This window comes from Vibrio rhodolitus (genome assembly GCF_003350325.1).
GTDB lineage: Bacteria > Pseudomonadota > Gammaproteobacteria > Enterobacterales > Vibrionaceae > Vibrio > Vibrio rhodolitus.
On the sequence record NZ_QLYZ01000029.1, the window covers coordinates 1 to 17,525 of the forward strand.

Annotated in this window: 15 protein-coding genes and 1 pseudogene; 8 read left to right on the forward strand and 8 right to left on the reverse strand. The window is 45.3% G+C overall.

All coding sequences use genetic code 11. From position 1 onward, the window contains the following. The coding region (locus DPF93_RS19685) for an integrase core domain-containing protein (RefSeq protein ID WP_164675403.1) at positions 1-193 on the forward strand (193 nt) is incomplete at its 5' end. Between the two features lie 52 nt (positions 194-245). Here DPF93_RS19685 and proX read toward each other — a convergent pair. From proX to proV, 3 genes are read right to left on the reverse strand one after another with little or no spacing between them, the layout of a single operon-like run. Then, on the reverse strand, positions 246-1,253 hold the full coding sequence (proX, locus tag DPF93_RS19690) for a glycine betaine/L-proline ABC transporter substrate-binding protein ProX (RefSeq protein ID WP_114767740.1): 1,008 nt from the start codon (positions 1,251-1,253) through the stop codon (positions 246-248). After that, complete coding sequence (proW, locus tag DPF93_RS19695) at positions 1,250-2,338, reverse strand: glycine betaine/L-proline ABC transporter permease ProW (protein ID WP_114767741.1); 1,089 nt, start codon at positions 2,336-2,338, stop codon at positions 1,250-1,252. Before proW ends, proX begins: the two co-directional genes overlap by 4 nt. A 5-nt stretch (positions 2,339-2,343) precedes the next feature. Continuing rightward, positions 2,344-3,531, reverse strand: a complete 1,188-nt coding sequence (gene proV / locus DPF93_RS19700) for a glycine betaine/L-proline ABC transporter ATP-binding protein ProV (protein ID WP_114767742.1) — start codon at positions 3,529-3,531, stop codon at positions 2,344-2,346. Between the two features lie 499 nt (positions 3,532-4,030). Between proV and DPF93_RS19705 the strand changes: the two genes are divergently transcribed. Next, a complete protein-coding gene (locus DPF93_RS19705) occupies positions 4,031-4,732 on the forward strand; it encodes a class I SAM-dependent methyltransferase (RefSeq protein ID WP_114767743.1) in 702 nt (233 codons plus the stop codon). A gap of 54 nt (positions 4,733-4,786) precedes the next feature. Here the strand turns inward: DPF93_RS19705 and DPF93_RS19710 are convergent, their stop codons facing one another. Next, positions 4,787-6,079 (reverse strand): NAD(P)/FAD-dependent oxidoreductase, encoded by a 1,293-nt coding sequence (locus tag DPF93_RS19710; RefSeq protein ID WP_114767744.1) that lies wholly within the window; start codon positions 6,077-6,079, stop codon positions 4,787-4,789. Between the two features lie 202 nt (positions 6,080-6,281). Here DPF93_RS19710 and DPF93_RS19715 point away from each other — a divergent pair, with 202 nt between their 5' ends. Continuing rightward, positions 6,282-7,322 carry an ABC transporter substrate-binding protein gene (locus tag DPF93_RS19715; protein WP_114767745.1) on the forward strand — a complete coding sequence of 347 codons (1,041 nt, stop codon included), beginning with the start codon at positions 6,282-6,284 and terminating at the stop codon, positions 7,320-7,322. A gap of 80 nt (positions 7,323-7,402) precedes the next feature. On the opposite strand, the gene DPF93_RS19720 is transcribed toward DPF93_RS19715, so the two are convergent. Beyond that, complete coding sequence (locus DPF93_RS19720; protein ID WP_114767746.1) at positions 7,403-8,014, reverse strand: LysE family translocator; 612 nt, start codon at positions 8,012-8,014, stop codon at positions 7,403-7,405. A gap of 108 nt (positions 8,015-8,122) precedes the next feature. Between DPF93_RS19720 and DPF93_RS19725 the strand changes: the two genes are divergently transcribed. The 4 genes and pseudogenes from DPF93_RS19725 (at position 8,123) to DPF93_RS19740 (ending at position 12,950) form a co-directional block, all read left to right on the forward strand. Further along, positions 8,123-8,989, forward strand: coding sequence for a LysR substrate-binding domain-containing protein (locus DPF93_RS19725; protein WP_114767747.1), 867 nt, complete (start codon positions 8,123-8,125; stop codon positions 8,987-8,989). Positions 8,990-9,137: 148 nt separating this feature from the next. After that, on the forward strand, positions 9,138-10,697 hold the full coding sequence (locus DPF93_RS19730; RefSeq protein ID WP_114767748.1) for an amidase: 1,560 nt from the start codon (positions 9,138-9,140) through the stop codon (positions 10,695-10,697). A gap of 136 nt (positions 10,698-10,833) precedes the next feature. After that, positions 10,834-11,795, forward strand: a pseudogene (locus DPF93_RS19735) (DUF2860 family protein). A gap of 132 nt (positions 11,796-11,927) precedes the next feature. Further along, a complete protein-coding gene (locus DPF93_RS19740) occupies positions 11,928-12,950 on the forward strand; it encodes a helix-turn-helix transcriptional regulator (RefSeq protein ID WP_114767749.1) in 1,023 nt (340 codons plus the stop codon). A 71-nt stretch (positions 12,951-13,021) separates the two neighbouring features. On the opposite strand, the gene DPF93_RS19745 is transcribed toward DPF93_RS19740, so the two are convergent. After that, positions 13,022-13,345: a hypothetical protein gene (locus DPF93_RS19745; RefSeq protein ID WP_114767750.1), complete on the reverse strand. Its 324-nt coding sequence runs from the start codon at positions 13,343-13,345 to the stop codon at positions 13,022-13,024. Positions 13,346-13,372: 27 nt separating this feature from the next. Continuing rightward, a complete protein-coding gene (locus tag DPF93_RS19750) occupies positions 13,373-14,044 on the reverse strand; it encodes an NAD(P)H-dependent oxidoreductase (RefSeq protein WP_244204758.1) in 672 nt (223 codons plus the stop codon). Between the two features lie 122 nt (positions 14,045-14,166). On the opposite strand from DPF93_RS19750, the gene DPF93_RS19755 reads away from it, so the two are divergent. Beyond that, complete coding sequence (locus DPF93_RS19755) at positions 14,167-15,072, forward strand: LysR family transcriptional regulator (RefSeq protein WP_114767751.1); 906 nt, start codon at positions 14,167-14,169, stop codon at positions 15,070-15,072. 210 nt (positions 15,073-15,282) lie between these two features. Here the strand turns inward: DPF93_RS19755 and katG are convergent, their stop codons facing one another. Next, positions 15,283-17,463 (reverse strand): catalase/peroxidase HPI, encoded by a 2,181-nt coding sequence (gene katG / locus DPF93_RS19760; RefSeq protein WP_114767752.1) that lies wholly within the window; start codon positions 17,461-17,463, stop codon positions 15,283-15,285. Positions 17,464-17,525 lie beyond the last annotated feature (62 nt).

A 17,525-nucleotide genomic window follows, 5' to 3' on the forward strand; every position in this document is an offset into this window, starting at 1 on the left:
GTATGACTGCTACCAGAATGCGTTGGCAGAGAGGGTGAACGGCATTTTGAAAATGGAATATCTCTTGCGAAAGCCTAAAGATGTAGCTCAAGCAAGAAAAATGGTCGCTGAGTCAGTAGAAATCTATAATCAGATGAGGCCTCATACAGCGCTAAAATACAAAACGCCCGATGAAGTACACCGAGCGTTTTAACTAAAAAGTGTCAACCCATATCGGGACGGGTCAGAGGCTATCAATCGCTAGATTAAAGAGCCGCTTTCTTTGCTTCAGCTACCCATGCATCAAACTTAGCTTGGTTGGCTTTGATCCAACCATTTGCATGCGCTTCAATATCAGCAGCAGAGTTTTTACCTTTGCTCATGATCATGTTTTGTGCACTTACATCGTTGATGTTCAGCTTGATGATCTCAAATAGTTTTGCTGCCGCAGGGTTTTCTTCGGCAAACTTTTTGTTCGCTACGATGCGCATTGAGTTCATCTCAAAACCGTAGTTTTTACCATTTGGTAGCGTAGTATCGACGTCTTTACGCTCGCCCGGTAGTGCTGAAAATGGCACTTCTAGCCAAACGACATCTTTGCCCGGAACAAGAACGCCACTTACCCAGTAAGGTGTCCAAGTGTAGTACACAATAGGCTCACCGTTTTGGTAACGTGAGATGGTGTCCGCGATAATTGCCGCATAGTTACCTTGTTGGTGCGTCACGGTATCACGCAGTTTGTAGGCGGTTAGTTGCTCTTCAATTACTAGTTCACAACCCCAGCCTGGAGTACAACCAGTCAAATCCGCTTTGCCGTCGCCATCGGCATCAAATAGCTTAGCGATTTTAGGATCAGACAGTTGGCTGATATTGGTGATGCCGTATTTGTCGGCAGTCTTTTTGTCGACTAGGTAACCTTGCGCTGCACCACTGATGTATTGACCTTGACGGTAGAAGCTATCATCACCGCCTGCCATGGTGTATTTATCGGCGTGAAGCGGGAACCAACCTACAGCAAGGAAAGTTGCATCACCTTTAGCAATTGAGGTGTAGCCAACGTTGTAGTCAACTTCTTTGGTATCTTTCACATCGTAACCTAACGCTTCAAGCGCTTTGTTCACGATAAGAGTTTGGAAGGTTTCTTCAGCAACAGTTGATTGAACAGGCTGAACAACGACACCTTCACCTGGCAATTTTTCTGCCCAAGTGCTAGTTGAAACAGCAAGTGTTGATACTGCACTTACTAGTAGAGTTTTCTTCCATGAATTGTTCATTCAGTTTTCTCCTGGATTGATTTTCCATAGGTTTTATTTGCGCTAAGTCGAACCAAGAATGAAGCTGGTCCAGAGTGATACCAGCGCAGTTTGGTATCTTGTGCATTTTCGCCAAGCTTTTGAGTCACACGGTCTAGTAGGATAGCGAGGATAACAATCCCCAAACCACCAACCGCAGCAAGACCCATATCTAATCGACCGATGCCACGTAATACCATTTGCCCAAGACCACCAACGGCAATCATTGAAGCGATAACTACCATTGATAGTGATAGCATAAGCGTTTGGTTAACACCGGCCATAATGGTTGGCATGGCGAGTGGCAACTGGATGCGATACAGCATTTGTTTTTTATTGGCACCAAATGAGTGACCCGCTTCAATCAACTCTTCGGGTACTTGTTGAATACCAAGGATCGTCAAGCGCACCACGGGTGGTAGAGCAAAGATAATGGTTACTACCACACCTGGGACATTACCGATACCAAACAGCATGACGATCGGTACCAGATAAACGAAAGCGGGCGTGGTTTGCATCGCGTCGAGAATAGGGCGTACAACTTTGGCGGCTGTGTCGTTCCTTGCCAGCCAAATCCCTAACGGTAAGCCGATGAGTAAGCAAAAGAAGACGGATGTCATGACCAATGACAAGGTCGTCATTGCCTCACTCCATGCGCCGATAAGCCCAATGACAACCAGAGACGCCAGCGTCGTGAGACCAAGTTTGAGACCCGAAAACTGCCACGTCAGTAAAAATAGAATCAGCAACATAAATGGTGCTGGTGTTGCAACCAAGGCAGTTTCAAATGAGCTTAAGATGAAGTCAATCGGTACACGAATCGCTTGGAATAATGGTCGACCATGATTAACCAGCCACTCTAAGCCACTTTCAATCCAAACATCGAAAGGGATCACCGCTTCACTAAACGGATTCATGATATCAAACGGTGCTTTTTCGACGGTTTCTGCTGAAAGCCAACTGGCTGAAGTATCTGCACCAGCAGCGGTGGCTTCTTCGCCCCAAGGATTGCTTTCAGCTGGAGCAGCTTGCGACCAAGGGTCGTTGTTTGTTTCTTGTGCTGACATGATGATTAATCCCTATCCAGTGCATGTAGTAAACGTGATTTTGAAACCACACCAAAGTACTGTCCTTGTTCATCAACAACTGGGACAGAATATGGAACACCGGCGACGGAACCCAAAATTTCATTGATTGGTTGATTAGGCGCGAGCGTAATTGCTGAATCAATTTGTGCACTGACCAGACAGCGCTCTTGTTTTTGCGCTTCACGTAATGAGTCGACGGAGACTAGCCCAGAGAACTTATTGGTTTTATCAACGATGACGCCATATTCACGGTCGCCATCAATCAGAAGCTGTAACGCAGAAGCTGGACCATCATGCTCAGATTTTTTAAATACCGCGGCTGGGTTTTTACGGGCGATATCTTTTGCCGTCAGCACGCTAGCCACGTTAACGCCACGGAAGAACGCTTCGACGTAATCATTGGCTGGTTTGTTGAGGATCTCATCTGGCGTTCCAACTTGCACTACCACACCGTTTTGCATGATCGCGATACGATCGCCAATACGCATAGCTTCATCTAGATCGTGGGAAATAAATACAATGGTGCGCTTGTCATCGCCTTGTAGCCTGATCAGCTCATCTTGCATTTCAGTACGAATTAGTGGGTCCAAAGCAGAAAAGGCTTCATCCATCAGGAGAATGTCGGGGTCACAAGCCAGTGCTCGTGCTAGGCCCACGCGTTGCTTCATACCACCTGAGAGTTCGTCAGGGTAAGATTCTGCGTAGGCATCTAGCCCAACTCGGGTAAGAGCAGATAGTGCTGCAGTGCGGCGTTCGCTGGTGGAAACTCCAGCAAGTTCGAGACCAAAAGCGGCGTTTTCAATTACCGTCATATGCGGCATTAACGCGAAGTTTTGGAACACCATAGAAATGTTGTTGCGACGAACCTCTCTCAGTTCATCTTCTGAAATATGCGCGATGTCTTTTCCACGCAACAGCACGTTACCACGGGTTGGCTCAATAAGGCGGTTAAGTAGTCGAACTAGGGTCGATTTGCCCGAGCCGGAAAGCCCCATGATAACGAAAATTTCGCCTTCATTGATACTTAAGGAAACATCATGCACACCGACGGTGAGCCCTGTTTTCTCAAATATTACATCTTTGTCAGATCCTTGCTCGATCAATGAAAAGGCGCGATTGGGGTCTTCCCCAAAGACTTTATACAGCCCCTGTACTTCTAAAATGGGCGACATTTGTTAGTCCTTTAACGTTGTTAATTTTTATCGAAAAACATTCGTACTCTAATTAAATATTGAGCATAAATCAAATGGGCTTGTGTTTGGACTTTTGCTTTTTTGATAGAGAGTCGGTGGTAAATTATTGATTTTTATTGTTTTGATTTTAGGTTATGAAATATTTTGTTGTAAGTTATTGATTTGAAGTCTAACAAGAAAGCAGCAGTTAATTCTGGAAATGCGATCAGTAGTTAGTTATTGATTAATCGATAGATAGTGGTGAGGTTGAAGCATTTGTCAGCATCATGTTTTTATGTGGACGACGATTTTGAGTGATCGACTTTCAATTAGAGTTCGAACTAATGAGAGAGGGTTATATGTTCTTTGTAGCTAGTAGTTGCTTGGTGGCTATTTTCGTTTTTCTACAAGCGAAGTAATATGAAACCTTAACGTTGTGAGATTGAAACTCTTAGAAAATAAGCGCCTTAGCGAAGAGCTTGGGGTCAGGAACTAGGCTATGTCTGATATGTATCAAAAGCATGCGGTTAAGTATGCAGAAGCGGTAAAAGAGAATATTTATAACGCTTGTTTGGAGCGACCAAGCACACAGGCAATGCTAGATGATGTTCGAGAGGCGGCAGTCATTGATATGGGCTGTGGGTCTGGGATCTATGCGGGTTGGTTTCTTGAGCGTTCAGTTAAGTCGCTAACTTGTATGGATATCTCTCCGCAAATGGTCGAGTTAGTCAAACAGAGCTTTGGTGAGCAGGTGCGAGCGTATACGCAAGATATCGCTCTTGGTTTGCCAAATGAGGCAGATGACAGCGCTGATGTGATTATTTGTCCTTTGGTATTGCATTATGTGAAACATCTTGAGCCTGTCTTTAATGATGTATTTCGTGTACTTAAAAACGGCGGCTACTTAGTGTTCTCCACCCATCACCCATTTGCTGACTTTGAGTGTTCAACTTCTGGCAATTACTTTGCGCGTGAAACGGTAGAAGAGGAATGGAACACGATTGGTGAGCCTGTCGCGGTTAAATTTTATCGCCGCTCGTTAACTGAAATCTTCGAAGCAGTCACGAAAGCAGGTTTAGTGGTCACGCGCTTAAGTGAAGGGCAGGTTGATGAAAAGGCAAAGCTTATTTGTGAAGAGACTTATCGGCGCTTATCTCGCGAGCCTAATTTTATCTTTGTGCGCTGTGAAAAACGTATCTAGCGACTGACTATTGATATAAAAAGAGCCTCTTCTGGAGGCTCTTCAAACAGGCAATTACTTATCTAGGTGCTCGCCCAAAACATCTTCAAGGCGTGCTTTCCAAATCGCCAGTGCCAGTGCAGGTGTGCGCAGCACTTGCGGGGTAGGGATCCACTTATGTTTGATCTTCGAGAAAACATCAAAGCGCTCTGCATTGCCCGCCATTGCTTCAGCAACCACTTTACCAGCAATATTGGTTAGACCGACACCGTGACCAGTGTAGCCATGCGCGACGTAAATATCGTTTCCTAGGTGGTCAATTTGTGGCATGTATTCGCGGGTTACGGTGAACAGACCGCCCCAGTGGTATTCCATTTTAACGTCATCAAGTTGTGGGAACACTTTCACCATGCGTTGGCGTAGGCGTTCCATTGAATCTTTATATTCAAGGTTAAATGGATGGTTAACGCCACCAAACAAGATGCGTCCATCAGGCGTTGGGCGCATGTAGTCGAGACTGTTTTTAATGTCAGAGATAGCCATCATGTTAGTGATAGGTTGGCGGTCGCCAAGTTGTTCAGTCACGGCAATGTAAGAAGCGACAGGTAGCACGACACTTTGTGCTTTGCGGTTCAAACCATCAAGGTATGCATTACAAGCAAGTAGGATAAACTTCGATTTAACACGACCTTTCGGTGTAATTACCGTGTGTGGCTTACCTTTTTGCAGTTTTACTGCTGGGGTATGCTCGAATACTTGCGCGCCAAGATCAATTGCCGCTTTCGCCAAGCCTAGCGTGTAGTTTAGAGGGTGCATATGTGCACTGTTGGTATCGTGTAAGCCGCCCAAGTAGCGCTCGGTATTGGCAACTTGGCTGATCTTCTCTTTATCCCACCATGACGCGCTTGGGTAATTGTAGTGACCTTGTTTTAGCTCATGCCATGATTTCAGCTCTTTTTCGTGTGCTTTGGTTAGCGCAACTTCGATATAACCTTGTTGGAAATCACAGTCGATATTGAACTCTTTTACGCGATCACGCGCAATGTCGATAGCCTCGACAGACAAGTCCCAAAGCTCTTTGCCCCATTTGTTACCGTAGGTTTCATCAACCTCACGTAGACCTAGGCAATAACCCACCAAACATTGACCGCCATTACGACCAGAACCACCCCATGCAAGGCGCTTTGATTCTAGAACCGCGACAGTGTAGCCACGTTGACGAAGTTCAATCGCAGCGTTAAGACCTGTCATACCGCCGCCAATAATACACACGTCAACATCGATATCTTGTGTTAACTCTGGTTGCAGGGGCAGTGGATTAATCGTTGCTTGGTAGTAGCTATCGATATATTCGTTTTGAACCGACATTTAATAAATTCCGTAGGGTAATAGGATAATAGTTCACAAAACCAGTAAAAAACTGATGAAAAAAATATTTTCTCATGTTTCCATATGCGCGGCAAGTGACTGATTGTTCTGTAAAAACAGCAATTGTTCGTTTGTTAGTAGTGGTGGGTTAATAAAGTTAATTCATCTTTAAGAAATTATTTTCATAGAGTTTTGTATAAAAATGAAAAAGCAACAGTTTATTACTGGTTTAATGATCGCTTCTTGCAGTGTTTCTGCGTTCAGTGTGACCGCGGGTGAGCGCATGCTGAACGTATACAACTGGGCTGAATATCTGCCAGTGGACGTAATTAAAGCGTTTGAAAAAGAGTATGACGTGACCGTTAACTACTCGACTTTCGAAAACAATGAAGCCATGTACACCAAGTTAAAGCTACTCGATAGCAAAGGGTACGATGTAGCATTTGCCTCAACTTATATCATCGCAAAGATGGGTCGAGAGGGAATGTTGGCGGAAATCGATAAAGCTCAGCTTTCTCACCTTAAAGATGTGACTCCAAGTCTACTCAATCAATCATTTGATCCGAAAAACCAATACTCAGTCCCATACGTTTGGGGTGTGACGGGTATTGCCTATAATGGCGATTACTACCAAGCAAGTGACGTACAAAGCTGGAGCGACCTGTGGAACGACGAGTTCCGTCAGCAAGTGATGCTATTAGATGATGTACGTGATGTATTTGGTATGGCGCTAAAATCTTTGGGCTACAGCATCAACTCCACTAACGAAAATGAAATCAAACAGGCGTACCAACGCTTGCGCGAACTAAAACCAAACGTAGTGGTGTATAACTCAGATGCGCCTCAAGTTCCTTTTGTGACTGGTGAAGTCACCGCGGGTATGCAGTGGAATGGTAATGCCTATTTAGGGCGTGAAGAACTGCCAGAACTTGGTTTCGTCTACCCACAAGAGGGGGCGATTTTATGGATGGACAACTTCGTCATTCCGAAAGGCTCTGCGCACAAAGAACTTGCCCACCAGTTCATCAACTTTATCTTGCGCCCAGAAAACCAAGCTGAAATCGTTAAAACGTTAGGCTATCAAGCGCCAAGCAAAGCGGCAAAACAACATCTACCAGTGGAAATGCAAAATGATCCGCTGATCTTCCCTGATGACGCTTTGATCTCGAATGGTGAATTTACCAATGATATCGGCACATTTGCCGAGGTTTACCAAAAATACTGGCAAAAACTTAAGAGCTAGTCAGTTACTTAAGAGTGAATCATTATTGAAGCCCCGCGTTGTCGGGGCTTTTTTGTTTTATATCTTTTTAACGCTAGATCTTAAGGTTTAGTCGCGAGCACAACACCAAAGGCAAACAGACCGAGCCCGCATGCTTGATTTAATCGCTTCTTAGCTTTTTGTAGTAGTGCGCCAAGAAATTCGGAAGTAAATAAAGTAGCGACAAAACAAAACCATAGCGCGTGCAGCAAGATCATATAAGCACCGTAAATGAGTGCGTTGTTTAAGCTACCACCATCAAGTGCGAATACTTGGCTAAAAATACTCAAGAAAAACAGCATAGTTTTAGGGTTGAGTAGGTTGCAAAGCAGCCCTTGAGCAAAATATTGTCTGCTGCTTAGCTCAGCATTAAATTCACTTAGCGCCGCGTCTTCGCTACTTGCATTGAAGAATCCTTTTACGCCAAGGTAAATCAAGTAAGCAGAACCACAGTAGCGAATTAGCTCAAATAGCCATACGTTTTGTGAAATTAAGTAACTAATTCCTAGCGCGCTGTAAGCGATATGAACGGTAATGGCCGCGCTAATTCCAAGCGCTGTCACGATGCCTGCCTTGCGCCCTTGATTCAAACTGTTTTTTAGTACGAGAACAAAGTCAGCTCCCGGGCTTATAACGATTAATAGCCCTAATAAGGCAAGAGTCATGGCTTCCATTTTAAATCCTCAAGTAATTGATATTGGTGTGATGAGCTGTATGCTAATCTGAGGTTGGGATTTAAATAATCGAAACGATTTCCGATAATATGTGAGGAAAATTCACGAATGAGGCATTTGAAGGCGTTTTATGTATTTCATGTTGCAGCCAATTCAGAAAGCTACACAGACGCAGCAGAGAAGCTAAATCTTACCCATGGCGCGGTCAGCAAACAGATCAAGACATTAGAGGAATACCTTTCTCAGTCTCTATTTTTTAAGAGTGGTCGCAACGTTGTGTTAACTAAGCAAGGAGAAACGTTAGCGCGTTATACTTCTGCTGCGTTTACGGAATTAGAGCGTGGCGTTGATACGCTGACCAAAACACAGCAATACCTAGAGGTGTCATGCGAGCCGACTTTAACCATGCGCTGGTTAATGTCTCGAATTACGGAGTTCAATGAACAGCACAAGACTGATGTGAGACTTTCTACATCCGGTGGACCGGTGATCTTAGGCTCGACAACTGGGCTATCGCTCGCGATCCGCCGTGATGATTTCGAGCTTGATGCGAATTACGTAAAAATCCCTTTGGTAGAGGAGTGGGTGGGATTAGTGTGCTCTCCTGACTATTGGCAGCAAGTTAACGGGAGTTTACAGCAAGCTAAGTTGTTACACAGTCAAACTAGACCGGATGCATGGCGAGATTGGATGCGCATAAGCGGTCAGTCTTTATTTCAAGGTAACCAAAGTCAAACTTTTGGGCATTTCTATTTTTGTTTGCAAGCGGCAGTTGATGGCTTGGGTATAGCGATAGGCTCTTATCCATTAATTGTTGATGATCTTAAACGTGGAAACTTAGTCGCGCCGTTTGGCTTCGTGCTATCTGGGCACAATTACGTACTAATTAGCCAAGATAAATTGGTTGATGAACTCGAAATCGCATTTTTGACTTGGTTGGGTGCCAATATGCAGCTGTGCATACCACAGGCGTAACTCGCCACTTGGCGTATTTGGTATATAAGCTGGCGTTATTAGCCAAGTTTGATTAATCAATATTGCGTAAATTATCTCCATCGAATCGCAAACAGAAGAAAAGGTTTGAGAATTCATCAACCTTGCTTGTTTAATCTAGGTGAAATTTATGCAAATCAATAATCTAAAACGTCGCGAGTTTTTTAAGGTGTTGGGTGCAGGGGCTGCGACTGCAGCAGCGGTATCCTTGCCAGTTGGCGCGACGAGTTCTCATGCCGCACCCATTGATTTTAGAACGCCAGAACAACCTTTAGATGGGACTGCGATGGCGGAACTGGTGCGTAGTAAAAAATTCACGCCAAAAGAGCTGGTTCAAGAAGCGATCTATAAAATCAAGCAAACTAATCAGCAAGTTAATGCGGTGGTTTCGGAGTGTTTTGACCTTGCCCTAGAGCGCGCCGATTCAATCAATCCTAACTCGCCGTTTGCAGGCGTACCTTTCCTAGCCAAAGATTGTGTGGATGTTGAAGGTTTGGATTGCACTTTAGGCTCATTGCTTAACAAAGGTCGCCGCCCAGAAGAAACGTCATGGTTTATTCGCGCCGCGCACAACGCTGGGTTAAACACTATTGGTATGAGCAACATTCCTGAGATGATGACCTTGGGCTGCACACAAAATCCACTCTACGGAGCGACGCGTAACCCTTGGGATCTCAGCAAAGGCGTGCACTCTTCAACCGGCGGTGGAGCGGCAGCAGTGGCTGCGGGTTACACACCAATTATTCACTCGACGGATGGTGGCGGGTCATCTCGCATGCCCGCATCGGCAACAGGTATTTTTGGCTACAAGCCAAGCCGTGAACAGCTTGTCACTGGTTTAGCCAATGGTTCCACAATGGAAGATTTTACCCACCAATCGTTTATGTCACGAACGGTACGAGACACAGCACTCGCGCTCTCAGTGACGGAAAATCATATCAAAGATGGCTTTGATACCCCTTTTGCTCGCACGGCACTAGGCATGGTACATCGCCCGTTAAATCGCCAAATTCGCGTAGGTGTGACTATACGTGACATTCATGGACGCTTACCAGATGCGCCAACGCAACTCGCGATTAAATCGACGGTTGAGCTATTGGAGCAATTGGGACACATAGTTGTTGAGGTCGACCAACCTGTAACCAATGCCCAGCAGTTTATGGCTAGTTATATGGGGGTGTTTGGTAACAAAATGGCGCAATTTGCGAATCAGTTTGATGCTTTAGGTAAGCCATTAGAATCAATGCCTGAACTAGTTAGCGACAATGTGACTTATCTTGCGCGCACTATGCAGCAGCGCGTGGAGAAAAATCCAAACTTGTACCAGCAATCACAGCAGGAGTGTCATCAGTTTGCGCTTAAGCACAATCATGAGTTTTTCAAAAACATCGACGTGTGGCTGACACCATGTACTCATCATGTGCCAAAAGATATTAGTTATTTTGATCAAAAACAGCACTCAGGTGAAGAAATTTGGTTGCGTTCAGATAGGTTGATGTCTTACACGCCAATCGAAAATGTGGCAGGTAATCCTGCTATGTCAGTACCGTTATATTGGAGCAAAGATAATATGCCAGTAGGCAGCCATTTTTCTGCGGCGCGAGGCAATGATCGATTGTTGTTTGAACTAGCCTACCAACTAGAGGCAGCTCGACCTTGGGCAGATAAAAAAGCGCCCATCTACCTCTAACTAAAACGTCTTAAGCATAAAGCGCTCTTTGTCTGTCTTTGGAGCGCTCCATTAACCAACAACAATGTATGGAAATAACGCTGTATCGATAGATAGCTAGCGTGGTTTCTTTACGTCCTGAATTTAAGGTTATTTAATGAAAGCAGCATGTTTTAACTTGTTTTTACTCTCTTTGTTCACTTGTTCCGCAAATGCGGCTTTAGCGCCAGAGCAGGGCTTAAGTGGCAACATTACCGTGTTGTCGGGTGTAACATCTAACTCGAGTAATCTCAATGTGAAACAGGATAAATGGCAAAGCGAGAACGCTCTTGGGCGCAAAGGAAGCGATGAAGTTAGTTTGACAGCGGGGCTACTTGGCTCTTTGCAATACACGTTTGGTGACTCCCTCGATAAACAGCTCTTTATGGGAACGTCTCGCGAGGATATTGTTACTGGTTCATTGGCATTTGAGTTGGGCTATCGTCAGCAATTGACTGGTGGCACTATTGTTGATTTTGCGGTTTGCCCACTTTAATCTCTGGCGAGGTGTGGGATGACCCTTATGCTGTCGGTCAAGCGCGGCAAAAGACTGACCTGACTGGTAACGTCTATCGTTTGCAGTTAACCAGCATCGCAGGCTCAAACTTTGATCTTGATATGGCGGTGGGTGAATCTGATGTTGAGGATGAAATGTTAGGCACCAAAGGTTTAGGGCTGAACGAACAACAGCAGGCGTTACTCAAGCGTGAGCGACAATACTACTATTTTAAAACGGCATATCGTCACTTCTTACCAGCGCAACAAGCGGTTTTAATGCCATCGCTTAATGTCTTTGCCTCGGCTTCAGAGGGGGATGCGCTATCGTTTGTAAGTTATGGCGGTGAAGTAAGCTATGCACGCAAGATAAACCAGCATGGCTTTGTGTTAACAGCAAGTGCTGCTATCCGAGACTATGACGCTGAGAACCCAATTTTCTCTCAAACTCGTCAAGACAAGGATTATGGGGTATTTCTTGCCTATGAGTATGCCAATGTATGGGGTTATCAAGATTGGTCACTGGTTTCGTTTGTTGGCGCGCAAGCTACGCGTTCGAATATCGATTTTTATAGTTCTGAATAGTACATCATCTCAGTGGGGCTCGATTATAAGTTCTAAACTTGTTTTGTGTTGCAACTTGGCTAGCAACGCAGTGCGCTTTGTATTTTGCTTGGTAAACTATGGTCAGAATTTGCAGTATTTTGGCTACGTAGAATGGAAGCAACGGAATTTAGCACTCAACTACCGATATTTTGGTTTGGTACATTTGATGCGGCGTTAAATGAGAAGTTTGGTGAGACTGCGCCATTTTGGGGCGGAGAAGAAACGTATCGGCAATTGCTCAGTGCCAATAGTGTCTCAGCCTACCAGTTGGAACAGGCAGTAGCTAGTGTTTATCAACAACATGGAACCGAACTTATCGAGTGTTTTAGCCTGACCGCTAAGTACTTTGATGAAATTGAGCTAGGTGCGCCCGTGCTAGCGATGTTGACTGCACCGACACTGCGTAGTTTTTGCGAACAGCTTTGTCGTTATTCCATTCATATTCACCCACTGCTAAAACTGATATGCCGTGAAACCGAACATGGAGAACTGGAATTTTGGACGCTCACCCACGAATTTGTGGATGAGATAACGCTTGTCAGTCACCTCAGTTTAGGGCTTTATTTGAGCGTGATCCTAAAGCTTATCCGCCGTTACCTTAAATCGCCTAATATTCGATTACCGATTCATATTAACCGCATCACCATTGACATGGATGTGACGCCACTGTTTGAACAGATATTTAATGTCGAAGTTCGCACTGGTTATCCGGCGCGTTATTTTGTGTTTAGTAAACAACTGGCTGACAAAACCCACCGCCGGTTTGATCCAGTGCTTCATGAGAGTTTAACAGCACTAGCTGAGCAACAGACGGATCATATTGCTCAAAGTAGTATTTTGTATAAGGTCAATAATGTGTTGCAGAACAAAGAGGTTAACACTATCTCTTTAGAAAGCGTGGCGGCTGAGTTACACATAAGTCCACGCACCTTAAACCGCCGTTTACAGCAAGAAGGGGTGAGTTTTCGCCGTCTGTATGACAAATATCGCCTAGAGCAGAGCTTAAAGATGCTCAATCAAGATAACCTGAGTGTCACTTATATTGCCCATGAGCTGGGGTTTTCTGATTCCAGCGCTTTTAGCCGCGCCTTTAAACGCTGGACAGGCGAATCTCCCAAGCAGAAAGTCGGGTGAGCATCTAAGCGGCGAGAGAGGTCCTTTAGCCGCTCCAATGCCGACTCCTGCACAGAAATTAGATGCATCGTTCAGATACACAGCATACTGCGGATGCTTTGGTAACTTTGTTCAAGATTTGCAAGCGAGCCTAAAGCCAATACATCCAGAGGTTTACGTTGGGCAAAAAATACCGTGTTGCTAGAGTGCGACATAAAGTGTTTTCTTCGTTCCTTATTAGGAAATAATAGCTTTAAAGATTCATCGATTGATTCGATTAACCTCTGACGTTGTTTAGAGTCGCGATCTGCCATATCGCCAACAGCAAGATTGGGCGGCAGTATGGCATCAACTTGTACTTGTGTTGCGCCCCAACTTTTTAGTGTTTCTACCAATTGGTTATATTCAACGTTCATATCGCACCTCTGTTTGAACTGAAATACTCAGTATTGCCCGATGTGAATTGCTGGTTCAGAAAAAATACTTCTTAGTCGCTGTGCATAGATTTCTAGATCAGTAATACGTTCTTGTTCAGTTTTTCTCGCTGGGCCGAACACTGCATGCGGAGCAAGCACAGAAAAGCCGTTGAACTCAAGAATACCTCTATGAATAGGGCGTAAAATGCCATTGAGATCGCCGTTCCAGCCATCTTTGATATACGCTTCTTCAGGACCGCCCATAGTGACACTGAGCATAGCTTTTTTGCCCTGGTAAACACCATCTTGGTAAAAGCGACCACCACCATATGTTCTGCCCATAGCGAACACGCGATCAACCCAGCCTTTTAACATCGCAGGCATACCGAACCACCAAAGTGGGAATTGGAAAATGACTAAGTCACACCATTCAAGTTTTTGGATTTCAGCTTCGATTTCTGGTGAAAAACCTTGGTGCTCTGTCGCGTGCATTTCCTCTAATTGCTGTTTGAAAAAGACAGCATCATTAGTGGTAGTAAAGTTGTGTCTGCCTGATACCGGATCAAATTTCATTTGATGCAAGTTAGAGGTTTTTACTTGATGACCTTCGGCTTCAAGGACTTCAATTGCCTTGTTAAACATTGCGCCGTTAAAACTTCTTGGTTCTGGATGCCAATAAACTACAAGTACGTTCATCATTTTTTCCTCCGTCAGTGGCGATAAATGCCGTGCTGCTTGTGATTACTATGTGGCTAAGTATTGAATATATTTTTGTTAACCTGTAGCTTGTTATTGGTTATTTTTAAGATGAATAAAAGTTTATGAAATCGCTTCCTAGCCAGTTACCTATTTTTATACAAGTCGCCAAACAGGGCAGTTTTGCTAAAGCGGCGCGCGTACTCGGCATATCAGCTCCAGCAGTAAGTAAAGCTGTCACCAAGCTCGAGCATGAGTGGCAAGTGAAGTTATTTTTCCGCTCGTCTCACTCGTTGAGCTTGACGCAGACAGGACAGCAACTTTTTGATGAGTTGATGCCTTCGATGAGTGCGATTCAAAACACGATAGAACAGATATCCGATACTTCCGAGAAAGTGACTGGTACAGTGAAAGTCAACCTCCCTGCCAGTTCTATTGGACGAGAGCATATTCTTCCGTTGATATTGGAGTTTATTCAGCGCTATCCGCAGATTAATTGTGACTTACACTTTGATGATAGAAACGTTGATTTAGTCGAACACAGTTTTGATTTGGGGATTGGCACGGCGATTAACCAAGATTCCCGCTTGATAGCGCGTCCTTTGATAAAACAAAATATTGGTATCTATGCTGCTCCAAGCTATTTGAGTCGATACGGTACCCCTCAATCACCAGAGGAGCTGATTCAACATCGTTGTATTCCAGTGCGCTCGTTAACCACGGGGCGGTTTCATCACTGGCGGCTTAAACAAGGTAATGTGGCGACACTGTATGAGCCGCAGGGACAACTCGTAGTCAACAATTTCGCGGCAGCGAAACAGGCGGCAGTGGCTGGTGCTGGCATTGTGATGTTAGGTAGTTGGATGTTTAAGCAAGAAGTTGAGCAGGGCATAATGACGCCTATATTAGAGCCATATTGGGGAGAGCCAGTCACAATTTGGGTCTATTATGCCTCAAGGGATTATTTGCCTACTCGTGTGCGTCTACTTATCGATTATTTGGTCGAGAACATAGAGCGAGTTGCGGTTTAAATCGATTAATTTTACGCCGTAAACCACTTTTCGCTATGCCATCGAAAAGTAAGATAAAACGGCTAGAAACCAATTGATGTCTTTGAGTTGATTAATAAGTGTGAAAGTAGTTATTTAACGTTATGTTAAGCTGTAAATTGGAGCAAGCCCTCGCACTCAGCGGGGGCTTTATTTTATCCAGATATTGTATCTGGATTGAACCAGCTGATGTTACAAATCAAATCGGTCAGCATTCATCACTTTGACCCAAGCTGCGACAAAATCAGCAACGAATTTGTCTTGGTTGTCATCTTGGGCGTAGAGCTCTGCATAAGAGCGCAGTACCGAGTTTGAGCCAAAGATCAAATCAACCCGTGATGCAATCCATTTAGTACTGCCAGAGGCGCGCTCACGAATCTCATACAAGCCGTTGTCAGCAGGGTGCCATGTGTAGTTCATATCGGTTAAGTTGACGAAGAAGTCTTGGCTTAATGCGCCGACTCGATCGGTCAATACACCTGTCTGACTGCCACCATAGTTGGTACCAAGTACGCGCATACCACCTACGAGCACAGTCATTTCAGCCGCAGTAAGCTGCATCAATTGGCTGCGTTCTAGTAGTAACTCTTCAGCCGTGACTGCGTAGTCATCTTTGAGCCAGTTTCTAAAGCCATCATGGATCGGCTCCAAAACATCAAACGAGTGCTCGTCGGTCATTTCTGGCGCGGCATCCCCGCGGCCTTGGGAAAATGGCACGCTAATACTCATTCCTGCATTGGACGCGGCTTTTTCTATCCCTACGCAACCGCCAAGTACAATTAAGTCCGCAAGGCTGATTGGTGAACCGAGGCTGGCTTTAATCGATTCGAGCTCAGCGAGCACATGGGCAAGTCTTTCAGGTTCGTTACCTTGCCAGTCTTTTTGCGGAGCTAGGCGAATGCGAGCACCATTAGCGCCGCCTCGGCGATCGGAACCTCGATAGGTTCTGGCACTGTCCCATGCTGTTGTGACCAGATCGCTGATGGATAGATTACTGTTGAGAATGGCGAGTTTAAGGCTGTCGATGTTTTCATCACTGAGATGATAGCTAACACTCGGCACTGGATCTTGCCAAATCAGATCTTCTGCTGGTACATCACTGCCAAGGTAACGTGATTTTGGACCTAGGTCGCGATGAGTGAGCTTGAACCATGCTCGGGCAAACACATCGGCAAAGTAGGCAGGATCATCGCGAAAGCGCTCCGCTATTTTGCGATACTCAGGATCAAATTTAAGCGCCATATCGGCATCGGTCATCATTGGCTTACATTTGATGGTAGGGTCTTCAACGTCGACTGGCATGTCTTCTTCGCTGATATTAACTGGTTCCCACTGCGCAGCGCCTGCCGGACTTTTGGTTACCCACCAATCGTATTTAAACAGTAGTTCGAAATAGCCGTTGTCCCATTGAGTTGGATTTGTTGTCCAAGCGCCCTCAACGCCACTGGTGACAGTGTTGCGCCCAACCCCTCGCGAGGTTTTATTTAACCAGCCCAAACCTTGGTCTTCAATCTCTGCCCCTTCGGGTTCAGCTCCTAACACGGAGGCATCGCCGTTACCGTGTGCTTTACCGACAGTATGTCCACCTGCGGTTAGTGCGACAGTCTCTTCATCATCCATCGCCATTCGTGCAAAGGTGATGCGCATATCGTGAGCCGTTTTAATTGGATCTGGTTTGCCGTCTACACCCTCAGGATTAACATAAATTAAGCCCATCATCACCGCAGCGAGAGGGTTTTCTAAATCGCGCTCGCCAGAGTAGCGGTTATTTTCCCCACCACTGGGTTGTAGCCATTCTTTTTCTGCACCCCAGTAAATATCTTTCTCAGGATGCCAAATATCTTCTCGACCACCTGCGAAGCCAAAGGTTTTGAAGCCCATTGACTCATACGCCATGTTGCCCGCGAGAATAATCAGATCCGCCCATGAAATTTTGTTGCCATATTTTTTCTTAATTGGCCAGAGTAGGCGCCTTGCTTTATCGAGGTTGCCGTTATCTGGCCAGCTGTTGAGCGGGGCAAACCTCTGATTACCGCGACTGGCGCCGCCGCGTCCATCGGCAATACGATAGGTACCAGCAGAGTGCCAAGCCATACGAATCATTAAACCGCCATAGTGTCCCCAGTCTGCGGGCCACCAATCTTGGCTATCGGTCATAAAGGCTTTGAGATCACTTTTTAACTCTTCAAGATCGAGTGAGTTGAACGCTTCAGCGTAATTAAAACCATTCCCCATAGGGTCGGTTTTTTGGTCGTGCTGGTGGAGGATGTCGAGATTCAAGGTTTTCGGCCACCAGTTAAATTCCGCAGCCTGTTGATTGGTGTTAGCGCCGTGCATTACCGGACACTTGGATGGGTGAGATTTTTCGCTCATTGCTTGCTCCCTTCACTGGGTTGTTTTAACCAAGTTTAGTCAGCGCAAATAAGTTTAGCCTG